Raw genomic sequence first — 17,958 nt, forward strand, 5'->3', positions numbered from 1 at the left:
CCAATTTCGTCTCTGTTTGCTTCCGCTAACGGAAATCGTTCAGGCCTACAAACGTACCGCCGTTACGATAGGTGAGTTCACGCATCAGTGCGGCAAAGCGCAGGCCTGTGGTCTGCAGATGCAATGGACGTGAGAACTGGATCGGGAAGCCGACGGCGTGGATGCGGACCATCCGCTGGTCCTCCCCGCGCTGGGCATTGACCCGATCCACCGCCAGCATCACATTGCGGATGGACTTGCCGGTAAACTCATCGCCGAGTACATAAATACTGATTTTTTTGTTCGGATCGTAAAAGGTGCGCACTGCCTTCTGAATGCCTTCAACAGGGCTGGAATTACTGAACGGGTTCCAGGAGCGCAGGCGATCGAGTACCGCTTTGCGACGCCCGGGGGTGTCGGGAATCCAGCGGTTGCGGTAGTTGGAGAACATGTAGTCCCCCATATCGTTCATCACCTGGATGCCTTTCACGTTGGGGTAGAGTTCCAGGGTGTTGACCATCTCCTGGATCATGCGGTCCCAGCCGTAATTGAACATACTGCCGGAGGTGTCGATGATGAAAAGGATATATTCACTGTCTACGGGAATACCGCCGATGACATTGTTTTTACGCTGGTAGTTTTCGCCCAGCAGTCGCTTCATCTCGACCGTCATCGACTGGAGTGCGATGGTCAGCTCACCCTTGAGTTTGCCTTCCTCGGTTTCGCCCTCGGTCTTGCGCGCATATTGAGCCTGCAGGGTATCCAGTTCTCCCTTCAGTTTGGCAATGCGCTTGGTCTCGATATCCAGCTGCTCTTTTTTCGCATTGAGATCCCGGTTCAGTACCGAGGTCTCGCCGCGGATTTCGGCCAGCTGTTCCTGAAGTTCCTGTACCTGACCGTCGAGATCCAGTTCTGCTTCCTCCAGCACGATGGGTTCTACAGTTTTGGCGATCATCAACAGCAGCACGATGGCGCCAAAGCCACAGCAGATAACATCGAGAAAGGAGATGCTGAACTCTTCCTGTTGCCGTTTGTTGCGTTTGCTCATGGCCAGTCCTTAGAAGGTGCGAGGAAAGACCCCTGGGTTTCCATGGCCAGCTTCCAGTATTCGCTGGCGGCGAAGGGATCGCCTTCCATGGGTGCCAGGACCACATTGACCGGAATACTTTTCGGTAGGGCTTTGACCGCGTCCCGGAATAGTTTCTGCCGGTCTTTTCCGGAAATGGTGTTGCCCCGCGGCGCCTTCAAACCCTGGGTGGGAAGGCCGTCGGTAATCAGGATGATGTTGTCCGGCAGGGGCGACATACTGTTCACCGCGTTGAAAATCCGCTCCAGGCTGGTGCCGTTTTCCGGAACTACGTTGTCCAGCGCCTTCATGGCGTCGTCCATTTGGGCGCGATCATCCACATTCAGCCAGCGGTCCTCTGTGCCAACAATGGCGGCCTGGAATCCGGTATTGAAAGTGTAGATCTGGTATTGGCTGTCCTGAGGGAACTGGGACACAAGCCAGGATACTGTCTGTTTAGCGCGCCGCCATTTTTCGGTGTCTCGCTTTACCGCATCGGACATATTGCGGGTGCGGATGACCTTGATCAGCTCGTCGCCGAGCATACTGGCGGAAGAGTCCAGCAGGATCAGGATACGATCGCCGCCAAGGCGCAGGCCGGTGAGATATTGTCGATCGCCGTCGCCGACAAACTTGCGCACGTTGTTGCCGAGCTTTTTGTTTTCGGCTTCCAGCTCTTTTTTGGCCTGCTCCAGCTTTTTCAGTTTTTCCTGCAGGCGGGCAATATCCATTTCGTCCGTGGTGCTGTCCACCTCTGCAATGTTGCCTTTCACCTCCTCGATCTGTTCCATGATGCGCCGCGCCAGCCCCTGGGCGGTAGCCAGGTCGTCGCTGGTGGTATCCAGGGTATTGCGGGCCAGTACCAGATGTTCCTGACCAAACTGAACTTCTTCCTCAAGCAGATTCACTTCTGCGGCCAGGTCCTGGTTTTCAGCTTCGATGTCGTGATCGGTGCCGTGTTTGATGATCAGAAAGATCAGTGCCACGGCGCCGAATCCACAGGACATGATGTCCAGGAACGACAGGCTGAAGGCGGAAAACCGCCGGTTTTTACGCGCCATAGTGTTCCACGCTGATCGCGGTGATTACGTCGTTGAAGTCGGCTGCACCGATGCGGTCGCCAGCGGTGAGGTTGACCGGTGCAGAAATTTCTTCGCCGTTCAGCATCAACTGTGCGCCCGCATCCACGCGCAGAGCCAGGCGGCCCGCGTGATTGGTGATGGTGGCGGCCGGGTGTGTGGGCGGGGTGGGGGTCAGGTCGAGCTTGCCCTCCTGCCAGCTCACAAACAGCGGTTGCTGCGCTGCCAGGGCGCGGTGCCCGTAAAGCAGGTGGGTGGCGCCCGCTTCGGCGGCGGCATTGACCTGCACTGCGACCTCGGTAGCCGGTGCCGCACTCAGTGCGGTGATCAGGCGCAGGCTGCCGCTGTCACTGTGTATTTCCTGCCAGTGCTTTTCTGCGGCCTGAGCCACGGCGTTGTGGGGCAGCAGGTGAATCCGTTCTGCCAACTGTGCACCGCCGGGAATTTCTGCCCAGCGGTGGGAAACAAACACTACGCTGTTGGCTTCGCCCAGATTTTCGATCATCGCCCGTACCCGCGACAGAATTGGGGTGCTGGCGTCCTGCAATTGCCGCAGGCTGACTTTTGCGGTGCGGTCGTCCAGCTCTGCCATAACTTCGCCCTGACGCATGGCGCGGGCGATCCACTGGGGCAGCATGTCGTAGAGTTGCTGTTCGGCTTCGGCGGAGTGCAGCGGGTCAAAGCGGCACTGCATGATGAAGGCGTCGGTAAAAATCCGTGCCCAGGCGTCCTGGAAGTGCAGCAGGCCTGCATCGGTCACCGTCTCGGCAATATCCAGCTCTGCCTGTTCGTGTACCACCACGCGGCTCACCAGCGTCTGATGACGGTGCAGTTCGATATGCAGGTGCACCCCCCGGGGCGCGCAGCTGCTGATACAGGCGGTGGCGGCATCCACCAGGGTGACCGCATTGAGTGGGCTTTCTTTGATGACCCCGAGCAACAGTGCCAGCTGTTCGCGGGTGAAATTGCCCGGTACCGCGAGGGCCACTTCGTCTGGCAGATCACACAGCTCGGCGATGTGCTTGAGGTGGCAGAAGGCGAGGTCTGCGTGGTGGCGGCAACCAGGGTTGTCTGACTTCACCGACTCCAGGCTGAGGCGGCGCCAGAACTGATGATTGACCTGTGTGGGATGGCTGCGCGACCGCATCAGCGCGGCGGTGCCGGTCACAATCTCGTGATTGTTGATAATGGCCACGCCGGGGCTTTCGAGTACTTCGTTGTTGCCGTCAAAAACCCGCAGACCGCAATCGTTGATATCCAGTACACCTTTGCTCATGGGAGCTCCTGTTTTCCCTTGTGCGGGTATCCATTTCCCTGGCTACCCGTAGACCCTTTTTTTAGGCCTTCTGGTTCAGACCTTTCGGAACATGAATTTCCGGCTTTGCTAGCCCACCTTTAAAAAACGCAGCAGTTTGTTGTCGCAATAATTTTGGGTGTCCAGTACCAGGCGTTCCTGCATCAACTGCAGCTGGTGGGTGAAGAACATGATCACGATACTGATCACCAGGGCGATGAACGTGGAGTTGAAGGCCACACCCAGGCTTACGGTTACCCCGGCAATATCCCCTTCTACGGCACGGTGGGCCTGGGCCAGTGCTTCACCGATACCGCGCACCGTGCCGATAAACCCGATAGAGGGAATGGCCCAGGTGATGTAGCGCACCATGGCGAGTTCGGAGTCGAGCCGATCGCCCTCGGTCTCACAAACGTCTTTGACCGAGTTGGAAACCGCCGCCACATTACGGGTAGAGCCGAAGCGTTGCAGTGCGGTGAGCAGCGCGCGGGGCAGCAGGAAATTGCGCTCTTCTTCCGGCAGGGCCTGTATTGGCCTCGATAGATCGCGGGCGTCCTCGGGCAGGATAGGGGTCCCTTCGCTCACATTGAGCAGCGCCTGATCCAGCAGTCTGCGCTCGCGCATGCTGCGGCGGGCTTTCAGCCCCATGATGGCCATGGCCCACAGCATCAGGACGAAACAGGCCTCCTGCTCGTAATCGCGCATGACGATGTAGATCGATCGCTGTTGTATGTAGGTTTCGCCGGCTTCTTCCCGGGCCATTTGTTCAGCGATCAGCGCATCCGCATTGGGGCGAATAATCGACACGTAAATCGCGTGTACCAGGATGATGGCCCCGAGCAGGGCAAACAGCTGGAAGACAAAATCTGAAGACTTGAATTTCATGGGATTTCCCGCTTTTTTTGTGGGGCCATTCCGTTGGCTATCGGCCCGGGTATTGCTCTGGCTGTGTTCGCTGTATCTGTCGGTTCAGGTGTCGGTTCAGGTGTAGGTTCAGGGTTAAATGTCCACCGGATAGGAGACCGAGAGATCTTCCGAGATTTCTTCAGAGGCCTCGTATTTGTCAGCGCTCTGTGCACTCTGTGCTTTGATTCTGGGTGTTTTTTTTGCGGCGGCCTTTGCGGGTTTTTCAGTGGTTTTTACACTGACCGGCTCGGCTTTCACGGCTTGATTTTCTGCGGTCGCCTCGGTTTCTTCGGCAGTCTGTGCGCTAGCCGACACAGCAACCGGGGCCAGCAGTGATAGGGCCAGTGCGATGGCGCCTGAAAATGTTTTGCGTTGCATACCACTGCCTCCTGACGAATTTGTTGTGCGTTGCGTTGTTGCAAGCAGACGCGTGTTTCAGTTTACCCACCGGGCGATACGGAAGCCGATGTCGTCCCGGGCTTCGGCACCGTAGTCCCGATAGGACAGGCGAAGCTCCGTCAGGCCCGCGTGCTTCCAGCTGGAACCGCGCACCACGTGGTAGTCGCCGTCCTGTGGCCCAACGGGGTTTTCTTCCTGCTTGAGGGAAAGCCCGGTGCCGATGGTGTAAAGATCGTGAATCCATTCGGAGACGTTGCCGCCCATGTCGAACAGGCCAATATGGTTTGTGCCGAAGCTGCCTACCGGGGCGGTGGCCGCGTAGCGGTCGTTGTAGGTGCGCAGCACCGCAGGCACGATCTGTCCGGCACTGCTGTCGGCGTAGTTACCAGAGTTTTTGCCCACCGGGAGTGCATTGCCCCAGGGGAATTTGCGCATGGCGCCGCGTTCGAAACGCGCCGCCCAGGCCCATTCCGCCTCCGTGGGCATGCGGTAGCCGTTGGCACTGGCATCGAAGCCGACTACACGACCGCGCTCGCTGCGGTATACCTCTTTCAGGCCGTCCCGTGCACTCAGCCAATTGCAGAACAGGGCGGCGTCGTTCCAGCTGATGTTCACCACCGGCAGGCTGTCGTTGTCCAGGCTCACACCATTGACGTGGCTGGAACTGTGCATGCGCTGGTAGCGGCGGAATTCCCGGTTGGTTACTTCGGTAGCGCCGATATAAAAGGGCCGGGTGAGGGCAATCTTGCGCAGCACTTCATTGGCCCGGCGGCCCTGTTCGCGGCGGGACGAACCCATGGTGAATTGGGCGTTGGGGCGCATCAGCAGCATTTTTCCACCGGCGCCGTGGGTGATCTCGGAAGGAACACCACTCCAGCGCGCCTGCTCTCCGGTGAGCAATACGGCGCGCACGGACTGTTTCAACTTGCTGGAGGGGACAATGGTGGTGGTGTAGTCCTCGTACCCGGGTTTGCGCACGGTGATCTGGTGGCTGCGGGTTGGCAGGGTAAAGGTCTGGCCAGCGGTACCTGCCAGTTTGCCATCAACAAATACCTGGGCTTCCGGTGGACTGCTGGTGATGGAGACCTTGCCGAATACTGCGTTGAGATCCACATTCATATCGCGCATGTCGCCCGCGCGTATATCCACGGTGCGCTCAACGGTGCTGTAGCCGTCGAGGAAAAAGCGCAGCTGGTGACGATTGTTGGAGGCCAGTTCCAGATCCATCGGGGCCTGTCCGCGGTACTCGCCGTTGACGGTGACACTGGCCCCGGGCGGGTTGCTGACCACACGCAGAGTACCGTCTGCGGCATTGAGGTCCACGGTGGTGAGCGTCTGGTCTACACCGGCGGTAACCGGAACCGGGATCTGCGCGGTTTTGTGGTCTGGTAGCGAGATGTCTACCAGGCGGTCGCCCTGTACCAGCTCGGCAGTGAGGGGTGTGGTACCGAGCACTTTGCCTTCCACGCTGACGGTGGCGCCAGCCGGGTTGCTGGTGATGTGTACATTGGCCCAGGCGGGGCGGAGTTTGGCGGTGAGCGTCTGGGTATTGTCCAGCCCCTCGACCTCAATTTCCTTGCTGAACGGCAGGTAGCGCTCGGTAAGAATGGTGATGCGCTTGCGTCCGGCGGGAATGGACGGTGCCAAGCCGTCGGTGCTGTCCACTTCCGCACCGTTGACCAGCACCCGAACCGGTACCTGAGGGTCGGTCACAACCTGAAGATGCCCGGGCAGACGTTCGAGTTTGACGGCGTGGCGGCTGTTGCTGTCACTGCTCACTTCCACTTCGCCGCTCCGGGGCAGGTAGCCGGTGGCGCTGACGGTGTAACTGTAGTGGCCGGGCAGCACCAGGTGGCCATCCCCCAGGGGCAGTGCCAGCCCACTGACGGACACGTCTGCGTCGGCGGGCTGTGTTTCGAAAATCAGCGAGCGCGCCACCAGCAGGTAGATCAACATCAGCGCGCCCAGCAGTAGGGCGCTGGCTACGGCGATGGCTTTGGGAGACAGCAGCAGTTTGTTGCCACCAGTGGATACCGGGGCTGGGGTGAATCCGATCGGTTGAATGACGGATGCATCTTCATTTTCCGGTTCGCTGGCGCGAACGGGTACCGCTTCCTTGGCTGTCATTTATGATTTCCTGTTACTGCGCACTTATTGGTTTTTACGTAGCTGAAATCTCTGCCGCCGGACGATGCTGTCGCATCGATTCCCTATCCGGTCCGGGCGGGTGTCTGTTCACAAACTGGCAGAGACAACGCCGCGCATTTCAGCTTAGCCCGCTCTCGGGGCCGCAGCCTGAGGCGCGGTGTTTTTGGCGTGGCTTTCTCTGTTTTACCGATACCGGGACGACATTTTCGTCCATTCCGAACAATGCGGTACGGGTGCAGTTCCCGGCGCGCTTTCCGGTGTAATTATCGGTTCAAGAGTGTGGGCGGGCAGTCAGAAAATCTGGAGAGATCTAGAGAGACCCGCAGACAGTGTCGTCATAAAAACCACATCAAAACCTGCTACGTAAAAACCCGGGTAACGGAGTGTTCACAGAGGGTTCGCAGTGAACCCATGTGTAAATCCAATTCCGAATTCGTGCAGTTTTTGATCTGTCCGCGGGCAAAGGGTTTCGGGGATCAGGAATTATTGGCGCTGTTAATTTTTTCCGCGCACTGGATGGTTACCACTGGCGACTCTTCAGACGGATCCACGACCAGTTCCCGGCGCACATCGCGATAACCCTGACGGGTGCCCACCACCGTATAACGCCCGGGCTTCAGCGCAATTTCCCGCTCTGCAAAGTTCCCCAGTTTTCCGACGTGGTAGATGGTCACGTTGGTGCTGGTATCGGACTGAAGTAAGACGGTAATCGGAATCAGGGATTTGGTGAGCGCTGCTTCCAACTGTTCTATCTGCCCGGAAAGTCGCGGTGTCTCCGCGTTGAGTGCGCGAGCGTCGGCCAGGACCTTGCGCGCGAACTGATTGCGTTTGCTTTGACCGAGGGTAAGCGGGTCGTCCAGTAATTCCTGAAGTTGATCATCTAACTTCGCCCGGGCCTGCGAGCGCGCCTTACCGGTCACCGCCTCCACCAGGCTGCCATCTTCGGCGATGAGTTTGCGATATTTCTCGGTGGCTTTGTGCCACTGCTCTTTCTGCTCACTTTCGGTGGCGCTGGCGAACAGGCGGTCAATTCGCGCCTGTGCGATGCCATTGTCGGCCTGGGTGATACCAACCCCGGGGTCAGAGGCGTCCGGCTTGAGTTTTCGGGCCTTGATAAAAAAGGCTTTGGCCTCATCGAACGCGCTATTGCCAATGGATGCGTAGCCAGCGGACATGGCCTCGCTGTAGTCCCGCTCGACAATGGCGGCGTTAACCCTGGTCAGTAACTCCTTGGCCGGTGTGGTATCCGGGTCCAGGCTCAGCGCCTGCTCCAGTTCGGCTTTGGCGGTATCCAGAGCATTTTCCGAAAAGGCTTCCGCACCGGTTGTGAAGTGTGGCCAGACCTCCGGCAAGAGCTCTGCGCGGGCTTTACCTTTTACGCCGCGGGGGTGCTCTTCAGAAATGGTCAGTGCCAGATCGAATGCCTTATGGGCGGCTTCTGCGTCACCGGTATCCAGAGCTTTATGACCTTCCGCCAGGTGCTGCTCTATACGCTCGGGAATACTGTCGCGCAGTTGTTGCATGCCCACCAATGCCAGGCGGTACTGTTCCAGTGCCTGCATGAATTTGCGCTGGCGATAAATGCCGTCGGCTTCTTCAGCCAGTGTGCGCGCGGCAAAATATTCCTCGGCGGCCCAGGTTTCCACTCGGCGCTCCAGCAGTTCTTCCTGGAGCTGAAGAATTTCCTGCAGAACCTGTTGAACCTCTCTGCGCTGGGCTGTGATCTCGGCATCGGTATACGGAGATTCTTTGACTTTTTTGGTCGCTGCGGCGGCAGCGCTACTTTCGCTGGATTTGGCTACCGTCGCCACCACAGGCTTTTCAACCATTTGTGGCAGTACCCAGAATACCCCGACAAGCGCCGCCACCATGCCGCCGCCCAAAAGTACAGGCACCAGCTTGCTGTTTTTTTCAGATTGCGTTTGAGCGCGTTTCCCCGAACCTTTTTTGTTGGGTGTATCGCCCTCAGGGGATCCGCCAAAGGAAAAATCGGCGGGCTGGATGACGGACTGATCTTCTGAAGATGGATCGCGGTGTTGCATGGTGATTCCGCTGTGTTCGCTGTTATTTTCGGTCGCCGGCCATTGCGAGGATTCTGTTCGCAAGGGCCGACGAAGGTGCTTTAACGTCAGTGAATACGCCGGGAACGATTTAAATATCGCTCATGCCTCCGGTTTCCACTTCATAAATTTCCTTCAGCAGTTCGCGCCACTGCCGGTACTGGTTTTCGACCGAGCCAGACAGGGTCACAGTGCGGTCTTCCAGTTCCACGATGCGGGGTTCCACTTCGGCTTCCATGGAATCCCCCAGTTCCTGCAGTGCCTCGATGTGCATCTTGGCTTCTGAGCGACGGTCAAACCCGCTTTTCACCAGGTAGCCACCGCCGGCGACAGCGACGTTACCTGCCTGCCGCGCGGCACCGCCACCAGCGCCCGCGGCCGCAATACCACCGACAATGGCGGCCACACCCATGATGGTGTTGTTGCGCGCTTTGCGTTTCAGTTCGCGCATCTGTTTGACCTCTTCGTAACTCATGGCACGCCACTCCTGGTAGGGTACCTCCATGGTTTCTACAAAGGTGTCGTAATAGCCCTGCAGCGTGTCTACGAACAGGTAATCGCGTTCGCGAATCTGGCGTACGCGCATCAGCATCGGGTCGTTGTCTGCGGGCAGCGCGGTGAGCTGGTAGAGTCCGGCTTCGTCCTGCACGAGGTAGCGATCAAAGGCACCGGGAGAAAAACTCTGTGCAAATTTGATTTCGGATATGGTGCGCAATTCGGCAATGTAGTGATCGGACAAGCGCTGGCGATAAATCAGCATGTCGTTGGAAATGCGGTTGTAGACCCCCTGAAACGCATCGCCTTCAGTGTGGTGCTTGCGGTCGTACGCGTAGTGGGAGGCCTGCTCGGTATACTGCTTGGTAAACCACACCTGGCCGCGGGAATCGGTAACGGTGACGTCCACCGTAAGCGTCTCGCCGTCGGACTGCACAATTTCACCGGTCACGGTTACATCGATGTTGGTGCGCGCGCTGGGAATGACGCGCACTGCGCCCCAGCCCTGACTGGATTGCAGTGAGTCGGCCAGAGTTACTGCAATATAGCGGGATTCCGCACGCCGCAGTTCCGGGAAAACCAGTTCGTCGTCTTCCGGTTCTTCTTCCTGCTCAAGCCCGGCATTGAACTGTACGATGCCCACATCCAGCAGTCGGTTTTCCGCAATGGTGGTGTCTTCCACTGTGAGTGGGGTGTAGGCGGTGGTGCGCACTTCCGTGGTTGTGCAGCCCACCAGTGTCAGCAGGCTCAGCGCCAGCGTGCAAAGGGTTGTGCGTGTGTGCGAGAAAAACATGGCAATACTCTCTCTCTAGTGTCCCTGATGAATACTCATCTCATTTCTGTGATTTTTTATATTTCCGGTACTCTTCCCAGAGCCGCTCTCTTAATTCCGGATCCGATTCGCGGGTGGCGGCCTCGCGGATCTGGCGTGCGACGACATCGTCGTCATCACCGGTAGGTACATCCGCCGGCACTACCGTGGCGGTATTGGTGTGGTTGTATTCGCCCTTGCGACCCTTGGTGGGAAGGCCCGGGCCGGTAGCCTGACCACTGGAATTGTTCTGCTCCGGGCCGCTGCCACCTTCACCGCCACCGGCGGGAGGTGCGGGTGGCCCGGGGGGTAGTTCCGCTTCGGCGGACTGGATTAAATCTTCCAGAGATTCGCCGGGCGGCACTTCGTCTTCCGCGGCTGCCTGTTCCTCGGCGGATGCGGGGCGATCGCGCACATAGTCGCGCTCACGCAAGATCATGCCGTCGTAACTGGCCATGGTGGATTCAAACTGGCCTTCCAGTTCCGCCACCCGCTCTGCGGAACTGGTGGGCGCCTCATTGGGGGCGCTGCTGCCACCACTGGGAGGGCTGCCGGCGCTGGATGCGCTGGCGGGCGCTCCGCCGCTACTGGGTTGCCCACCTGCCGAGGCGCTGGCCTGTCCCCCACTCTGGGCACTGGCTGGTGCGCCGCTTGCGGAAGAGTTACTTGAAGGCGAACTACTGGACGGCGAGCTGCTGGAGGCGCTGCTTGGCGCGCTGCTGCTCGAAGAGGCACTGGCCGACGAACTGCTGCTTGACGATGCACTGCTCGAAGAGCTGGCCGAAGAACTGGACGAGGAGCTTGACGAAGAACTGCTGCTCGCGGTTTTTTCCTCTTCGGAGAAGTCGATTTCTTCCGGCGGCTCACCCTCGTTGTTAGAGGAGGGGTCCGGTGGCATGCGGGATTCTTCCGAGCGCTGGTCGGAGTCGCTGTATACCGGCGTCGATGAATTGCTACTGGCCGTCGGGTCTTCAGCGCTGCTGCTGGAGGAGCGCGAGCGGCGTTTGGATTCTTCGCCGTCGCGCGAGGCAGTGCTGGATTCCTTGCTGGAGCGGTCGCCGGACTCGATGCTCGGGAAAGAAGTGTTCGGCTGCGCCTGGCTACTGGACGTCGACATGCTCGGGCTGCGGCTGCTGCTCGGCGAACTTGGTGACGGCATACTGCTGGCAGTCGACGGGCTCGACTGCGACTTGCTCGAAGACGAACTGGAAGATTGTGACTGTGATTGTGACTGCGACTGTGAGGGGCTGGACGAGCTCGACTTCGACTGCTGTTGCGGCTGCGCCGGCGGTTGTTGCTGGGTCTGCTGGTTTTTGCAGCCGCTGATGACCGCGGCCATTACCACTACAGAGGCCAGAGTCTGCCAGCGTAAACCGATGGATTTATCATCGGTGTTTTTTGAATGTCGGGTAAAGCGTTGTGCGATCGTCCGTAATGCCATGAGTTATCTCCTGATGCGTTCACGGGCCGCGGCGGAATCGCGGCGGCCCGTATTGCTCCTTGCTTGTTCGACAGTTTTCATCGGTGCGGGTTTTGTAGGCAGAATTAATCTACTGCCAGTTTTTCCCGCGTCCCAAATCAAACCAACTTCGCTACATCAGTCGAACACAAACCTCTGCACGATACCGGTGGTTTCCACCGGCTCGCCATTTTCAAACCGGGGGCGAAACTTGGCCCGCTTGAGTACGTTGCGGACCCGAGAGCGAATGCTCACCTTGCTCTCCGGTCTGGCGCTTAAAATCTGTATGTTGCGCGCCTTGCCAAATGCCGTGACGTCGTAAGAGACCGTCACATAAGAATTCGCCAGGGCTTCGCGGTCTTCGTCCAGTAGCGGCAGCGTGGGTAGTGCCGCCGGACGCCCGAAAATTTCTTCAATTTCCTGGTTTGTGGCGCCGTTGTCCCACAGCGCCTGATAGGCCTCGCCGTAAGTCTCGCGGGCGGAGTGCCACTTGTTGAACATCATGTACCAGTCACCCAGCTCCACTTTGGCCTTGGCCGAGGCCGCTGGTGGCGAGGCCGGATTTTTCCGGTAAACATCCATGATTTTTGTAATCGCGGTTTTACCGGAGCTGAAACTGTTCATGCGGTAGTGGTCCAGTTGCGCCCGCCGCTCCGGGCTCGCATTGCCACTGCCGGCAAAACTGGCATTGATGACGATGGCCTCCTGGGGCTCACCGGAATACGTGGCCAGGTAATAATTGGTTGCTTTCAGGCCGCGGAGGGCCTCCACCAACCGCAAGTCATTGGCGCCAAAGTTTTGCGAGATAATGTCTACTGCGAGGGCATACATGTTGGTGGCATTGATCAGATGCTCGAACAGGGTTGCCCCTTTTTCATCGATATAGGCCTGCAGGTGCCAGCTGCTCAACTGGTTGATGATCGGCAGCATGCGCGGATCTTTTTCGCCGTAGTTTTTTGCATGGAGCCAGAACAGATATTCGTGATTATCGTTGGCTTCTTCCCACCGGTTCAGTGCGATCTGGCTCTCAATCATGCGCTCGATCATGGGCACCTGGTTGAGGGAGTAGAGCCCTTCATTGACGCGATTGATCAGCATCGCGCGGCGATACTCGGAAATCGCTTCTTCGTGATTACCACTGCGCTGCAATGCGCTGGCAAGTCCCATTAATTGTTCGTCAATGCCGGCACCATAAGCGCCGTATTCCGCTTCCATGTCTTCGATGCGCTGGCGGTAATCTTCGGCTGCTTGGGACGGACGCAGCTGCCGTTTGGGTTTTTCCAGTGGTTTTGATGCCGCTTCTATATAAGCCGCTGGAGGAGCCTTGGCGTTGTCGAGGGCAGAGTCTAGGGCAGAGATTTCCTCCGCCGTAACAGAGCCACACAGCAGAGCTGAGGCTGTAAACATCAAGCCGATAGCAATTGAGTTGCTGGTATCTGTCTGTGTCACGGTTGAACCACTTCCATTCCATGTTTTGCCTGACCCGCCTGCCGTTGCATAGCAACTGGGCTGGCGAGCTCGAAACCCGTGTGGCGCGATGGCTGCCTGGCCGGCACAGGTGTGCCTGCGGCAACCCCGGTTGCACGGGGCTTCTCTCCCTGAAGTGTGGCTCGTTCACTTTCCTGCCGGTTACCCGGTGTGTTGTCGGTGTCGATGCTGGACTCTGGTGCCGCGGGAAATTCTAAAGCCGTAAATTGGCATTGGTTTCCCTTGCAATTGGCGGTCGCCGTCCATGTATTTTCAGTATAGCCAACGAATTTTCGCCCCTTGCCTCTACAGGTGTGGTGGGGCGCCACAGCCGCGAAAACATCATCGTGAGGCGGTGGCGCGAGCCTGTTCCGGGGCCGCCTCACATGCTCCGCACCGATGACCGGTAGTGGCCTGTTGACGAGTTCAATGAGTCTGGCAGGCGGAGAAAAGGTGGGGGGTACTTCTCACAAAACCCGGTGCCAATAATTCGGGGAAGCGGGCAAATTCTGACGGCTGTGAACACCTGCACTGTTGCCGGCGAGCTAGCTTGTGGGGTGAGGCGACCGGCAGCTGGGAGCCGGTGCGCCCTGGGTGAGCGATTCGAGGGCAGCCTGGGCAGCCAGAGCGCTGGCCGGATGGAACTGGGGCTGTTGGTTATTCTTGTCCTAATTATTCCTTTTTCGGTGGTTGATTGTTGCGGAAAATGAGGTTCTGTTGGTGGTTGCATTTGGAGATGTGCCCAGTTGGGGCCATAATCCGTGGAATCGACGGAAACTGTGCACGTTTAGTGGGAGCGTTTTGTGAATATAAAAATACAACCTGAAGCCATTACCAGCCTGCGGGGGTTTGAAATGCCGGAGCGCCTGGGGTTTGGCGCCGTCATGGCCCCGGTAATGTTTCGTGCTCGCTACCAGGATGGCCGCTGGAGCGACGGCGAATTGATCCCCTACGGTCCGCTGGCGCTGGACCCGGCAGCCAAGGTGCTGCATTACGCCCAGTCCTGTTTTGAAGGCCTCAAAGCCTACCGCTGCGGCGACGGTGTCGCGCTGTTTCGACCAGAGCGCAACGCAGCGCGTATGGCGCACTCCGCGCGCCGCCTGTGCATGCCGCCGGTACCGGAAGACCTGTTTATGGCGGCCGTGGCCTCAGTGGCGTCTCACTGTGCCACTCTGGTGCCGGGCAACAGCGGTGAATCGCTCTACATCCGCCCCTTCCTTATGGGGACGCAACCGGATCTTTCGGTCACCGCCAGTCGCGCCTACGAGTTTTATGTGATTGCCAGCCCCTCGGAGGCCTACCACGCGGGCAATATGCGCCTGTGGGTGGAGCGCGAGGACAGCCGTGCGGCGGTGGGCGGTACCGGTGACGCCAAGGTGGGGGGCAACTACGCGGCTTCTCTGCAGAGTATTGCCGGCCTCAGTGAGCGCGGCTACGACCAGTCGTTGTGGCTCAATCCGGGCAATCGTCACACCATTGACGAACTCTCCGGGATGAATTTCTTTGCGGTCATGGACGGCGCTCTGCACACACCGGCACTGAACGGCTCCATCCTTGAAGGGGTGACCAGGGACTCCATGCTCGACCTGGCGCGGGACCTGGGGCTCGAGGTGCACGAGCGGGAAATCGACATCGATGACCTGTTGGCCCTGGTCGCCTCCGGAACCTGTAGTGAAGCCTTTGCCTGCGGTACGGCGGCAATCGTCAGCCCCATCAGTGAACTGGGTGATGGTGACCAGCGCTATCGTCTGAGCCAGGCACCGGGGCCCGTGGCCGAGCAGTTGCGGCGCGCGTTACTGGATATTCAGGAGGGGCGGGCGCAAGACCGCTTTGGCTGGATGCAAATGGTGCCGGTGGCCAGCTACTGACGCGCGCTGCTTCCAAGGCCGAAATCAGGCGGCGGGAACTCCCTCGCTCCGGTCGGTAAAAATGCCGGTTAATACGGTTCGAGTGCATAAGTAGCACTCAGTGAAATGCGGTTGTTTCCTGGAGAAACGGCCGCATTTTTATTTGCGCCTTTTGCCTCCCCCGCGTTGACTTGGATGACTGAGGTGTTACAACTTTATGGTGCTTTGAATTTTGCCTCGTGGCCGCTGATTTAAAGAGTCTTTTTAGAAAACTCATCATAGGGATCGCGGGGTTGTCGAAGCTGGCGCTCGCGCCCTGCGCGGGTAACACGCAGCTGTTTTAACGGCACGCGTCAACAATAAGAAACTGGAACTTTTGGGAAAGGCCTTTGGCGGTATCCCTCACTTTGACAAGTAGTATCCAGATCAATTTGAGACACAGGAGTCGAATTGCGACTGTGACTCCTGAAAAAGGCTCTCCCCCGCGGCCACAAGCCGTGAGGTTCCTCGCAAGTGAGGAGAACGGGAATGCTGAATCATCTCTATGGCCTGATGGTGCAACCGCGCAGGCAGTGGCAGGAAATTGCTGGACTGTCTGAGAAGGGTCTCAACCGTCAGATTCCTTACGTCATCATCCTGGCGTTGTTGCCGGCCCTCTGCTGGTATTTTGGTACCACGGAAATCGGCTGGAATATTGGTCACGGCAGGCCGGTCCGGACCCTGACCAGTAACAGTGCCTTGTCGCTGGTGGCCGTGTTTTACGTCACCATGATCCTTGCGGTCATTGCCGTGGGGTATTTCATCCACTGGATGGCGAAAACCTACGGTGCCAAGTCTCATCCCATGAAAGGGATGGTGATCGCGGGCTTTACCGCCACTCCAATCTTTGTAGCCGGCGCTGCCGGGCTCTATCCCATTCTTTGGCTCGATATATTACTGGCGACGCTGGCGGTGGCCTATGCGGTGTACCTGCTGTATGTGGGTATTCCGATCGTGCTGAATGTCAACGAGGAGCGCGGCTTCCTGTTTGCCAGTGCGGTGGTGACAGTTTGTCTGGTGATGGCCGTGGTAGTGATGGTTGGAACCGTATTGTTCTGGAGTTTTGTTGCGGCACCCGTGTTCCAGCACTGACACCCGCCGATAATAGTATTCCGTAACTATTCTCGACAAAAGCAGGCCCAGCTGGCACCCATGTCGGCTGGGCCTGTTTTGTTTGGGATGTCGGTAAGTCGAGCAGCAAACCGGGACCTATTGGCTTTCGAACCATAGCTGGACTTCCCAGTCACTAAGAAACTGGTTAAAACGAGACAGAGTTCCTTTTTATCCGTTGCTGCGCTTCTGGGCATTGGATACTATCCAGCCATCGGTAGTCGCCGTGTTCTTCGCTCTCTAATTGGTACAATCGTACCAATTGAGTATGGGGTGGGGAATTTGGTCACGATATCTGTCACTATGACGGCAGAAACCGTGATGCCGTCAGGGCCGTATCGGGAGGGGGTCCGAACGCGGGGTGAGCCCGCGAGTAGGGAGTACTCTCACAAGCAGTTGGACCAAATAAAAAACGTCATAAAAAACGAAATAATTAAGGAAAGCGGGAGATTCCATGAAAGCACCAGTCAAGTTGGGTGTCATCGTACTGGCGGCCCTGGCCGCAGCCTGTTCCCAGGACAAGGGGTCAGACAACACCAGCGTCAGTGCCGAGACAGTCGCGGCGTCCGCCGATTTTCAGAAGCAGTTGCTCAAGCAGCTGATTACCGCCCAGTCGGGCGACGTGATCGAAATTCCGGAAGGACGCTACGAGCTCAATCGCAGCCTTTCCCTGAACGTGGATGGGGTGACCATTCGCGGCGCAGGTATGGACAAGACCATCCTGTCTTTCAAAAACCAGATTCAGGGCGCGGAAGGCCTGCTGGTCAACGCCAGCGACTTCACCATTGAAGACCTCGCCATCGAAGACACCATCGGCGATGCGCTGAAGGTCAATGAAGGCAAGAACATCATCATCCGCGATATCCGTGTGGAGTGGACCAACGGCCCGGCCACCGAGAACGGTGCCTATGGCATCTATCCGGTACAGACAGAGAACACCCTGGTGGAAGGTACTGTCGCCATCGGTGCTTCCGACGCAGGTATTTATGTGGGCCAGTCCCGCAATGTGATCGTGCGCAACAACCGCGCTGAGTACAACGTGGCGGGCATCGAAATCGAAAACACCATCGGTGCCGATGTCTACGACAATGTGGCCACCAACAACACCGGCGGTATCCTGGTATTCAACATGCCAAACCTGCCGCAGCCGGGCCACAGTACCCGCGTGTACGACAACAAGATTTTCAAAAACAATTACGAAAATTTTGGCCACGAAGGTACCCCGGTAGCCGCAATTCCGCCGGGTTCTGGTGTTGTGATCAACTCCAATGACTTTGTGGAAATCTTCAATAACGAAATTTCCGATAATGACACCGCCAACGTGATCGTGAGCAGCTACTTTGCCGCCGGCTACTACAGCGATAAGTCCACTCAGGAAAATTTCGATCCCTATCCCGAAGGTATTTACATCTACGACAACACGTTTACTGGTGGTGGTAAATCCCCGGGTGATATGGAGCTTAAAGCACTGAAAGTCGCTAAGTTCGGTTTCACTGGCAGCCTGCCGGATGTTCTTTGGGACGGTGCTATCGACAAGAAAAAAATGGTCGAAGGAAAATTGCCGGAAAACCTGAAACTGTGTATCGAAGATGAAGGTGTGGGCATCATCAACGTCGACCTTCAGGGTGGCTACAAAAACATCTCTACCGATATGACACCGCACAAATGCAGCCTGAAAAAACTGCCGCAGGTTGTGCTCGAGTTTGATGACGAACAGGAAAAACCTCAGGAAGAGCAGCACGCAAATAACGAGGTAGCCGATGCGTAAGTTGCTGTCGCCCCGCTGGTTAGGGGGCGCA

Annotated in this window: 13 protein-coding genes; 3 read left to right on the plus strand and 10 right to left on the minus strand. The window is 57.8% G+C overall.

What is annotated here, in order from left to right; genetic code table 11:
* Positions 1–25: 25 nt before the first annotated feature.
* The 10 genes from Q1A74_RS15935 to Q1A74_RS15980 form a co-directional block, all read right to left on the minus strand.
* Positions 26–1,027 carry a VWA domain-containing protein gene (locus Q1A74_RS15935; protein WP_299598518.1) on the minus strand — a complete coding sequence of 334 codons (1,002 nt, stop codon included), beginning with the start codon at positions 1,025–1,027 and terminating at the stop codon, positions 26–28.
* Positions 1,024–2,106 (minus strand): VWA domain-containing protein, encoded by a 1,083-nt coding sequence (locus Q1A74_RS15940; RefSeq protein ID WP_299598521.1) that lies wholly within the window; start codon positions 2,104–2,106, stop codon positions 1,024–1,026. The genes Q1A74_RS15935 and Q1A74_RS15940 overlap by 4 nt, the downstream gene beginning before the upstream one ends.
* Positions 2,096–3,400, minus strand: a complete 1,305-nt coding sequence (locus Q1A74_RS15945) for a hypothetical protein (protein WP_299598525.1) — start codon at positions 3,398–3,400, stop codon at positions 2,096–2,098. The genes Q1A74_RS15940 and Q1A74_RS15945 overlap by 11 nt, the downstream gene beginning before the upstream one ends.
* A gap of 108 nt (positions 3,401–3,508) precedes the next feature.
* Complete coding sequence (locus tag Q1A74_RS15950) at positions 3,509–4,303, minus strand: MotA/TolQ/ExbB proton channel family protein (protein WP_299598527.1); 795 nt, start codon at positions 4,301–4,303, stop codon at positions 3,509–3,511.
* A gap of 114 nt (positions 4,304–4,417) precedes the next feature.
* Positions 4,418–4,702 carry a hypothetical protein gene (locus Q1A74_RS15955; RefSeq protein ID WP_299598529.1) on the minus strand — a complete coding sequence of 95 codons (285 nt, stop codon included), beginning with the start codon at positions 4,700–4,702 and terminating at the stop codon, positions 4,418–4,420.
* A gap of 57 nt (positions 4,703–4,759) precedes the next feature.
* Positions 4,760–6,850 carry a PEGA domain-containing protein gene (locus tag Q1A74_RS15960; protein ID WP_299598531.1) on the minus strand — a complete coding sequence of 697 codons (2,091 nt, stop codon included), beginning with the start codon at positions 6,848–6,850 and terminating at the stop codon, positions 4,760–4,762.
* A 497-nt stretch (positions 6,851–7,347) separates the two neighbouring features.
* Entirely contained in the window at positions 7,348–8,913 is a 1,566-nt protein-coding gene (locus Q1A74_RS15965) for a hypothetical protein (protein WP_299598534.1), read from the minus strand.
* Between the two features lie 109 nt (positions 8,914–9,022).
* The gene (locus tag Q1A74_RS15970; protein WP_299598537.1) at positions 9,023–10,219 is read right to left on the minus strand and encodes a hypothetical protein; all 1,197 of its coding nucleotides are present in this window, start codon (positions 10,217–10,219) and stop codon (positions 9,023–9,025) included.
* Positions 10,220–10,259: 40 nt separating this feature from the next.
* Entirely contained in the window at positions 10,260–11,678 is a 1,419-nt protein-coding gene (locus Q1A74_RS15975) for a hypothetical protein (protein WP_299598540.1), read from the minus strand.
* 156 nt (positions 11,679–11,834) lie between these two features.
* On the minus strand, positions 11,835–13,145 hold the full coding sequence (locus Q1A74_RS15980; RefSeq protein WP_299598543.1) for a hypothetical protein: 1,311 nt from the start codon (positions 13,143–13,145) through the stop codon (positions 11,835–11,837).
* Between the two features lie 821 nt (positions 13,146–13,966).
* Between Q1A74_RS15980 and Q1A74_RS15985 the strand changes: the two genes are divergently transcribed.
* From Q1A74_RS15985 to Q1A74_RS15995, 3 genes are all read left to right on the plus strand, one after another.
* Positions 13,967–15,031 carry a branched-chain amino acid aminotransferase gene (locus tag Q1A74_RS15985; protein ID WP_299598546.1) on the plus strand — a complete coding sequence of 355 codons (1,065 nt, stop codon included), beginning with the start codon at positions 13,967–13,969 and terminating at the stop codon, positions 15,029–15,031.
* A 507-nt stretch (positions 15,032–15,538) separates the two neighbouring features.
* Entirely contained in the window at positions 15,539–16,141 is a 603-nt protein-coding gene (locus Q1A74_RS15990) for a Yip1 family protein (RefSeq protein ID WP_299598549.1), read from the plus strand.
* A 472-nt stretch (positions 16,142–16,613) separates the two neighbouring features.
* Positions 16,614–17,927 carry a parallel beta-helix domain-containing protein gene (locus tag Q1A74_RS15995; protein ID WP_299598552.1) on the plus strand — a complete coding sequence of 438 codons (1,314 nt, stop codon included), beginning with the start codon at positions 16,614–16,616 and terminating at the stop codon, positions 17,925–17,927.
* Positions 17,928–17,958 lie beyond the last annotated feature (31 nt).

This window comes from uncultured Microbulbifer sp., assembly GCF_947504145.1.
In the GTDB taxonomy this organism is placed as follows: Bacteria; Pseudomonadota; Gammaproteobacteria; order Pseudomonadales; family Cellvibrionaceae; genus Microbulbifer.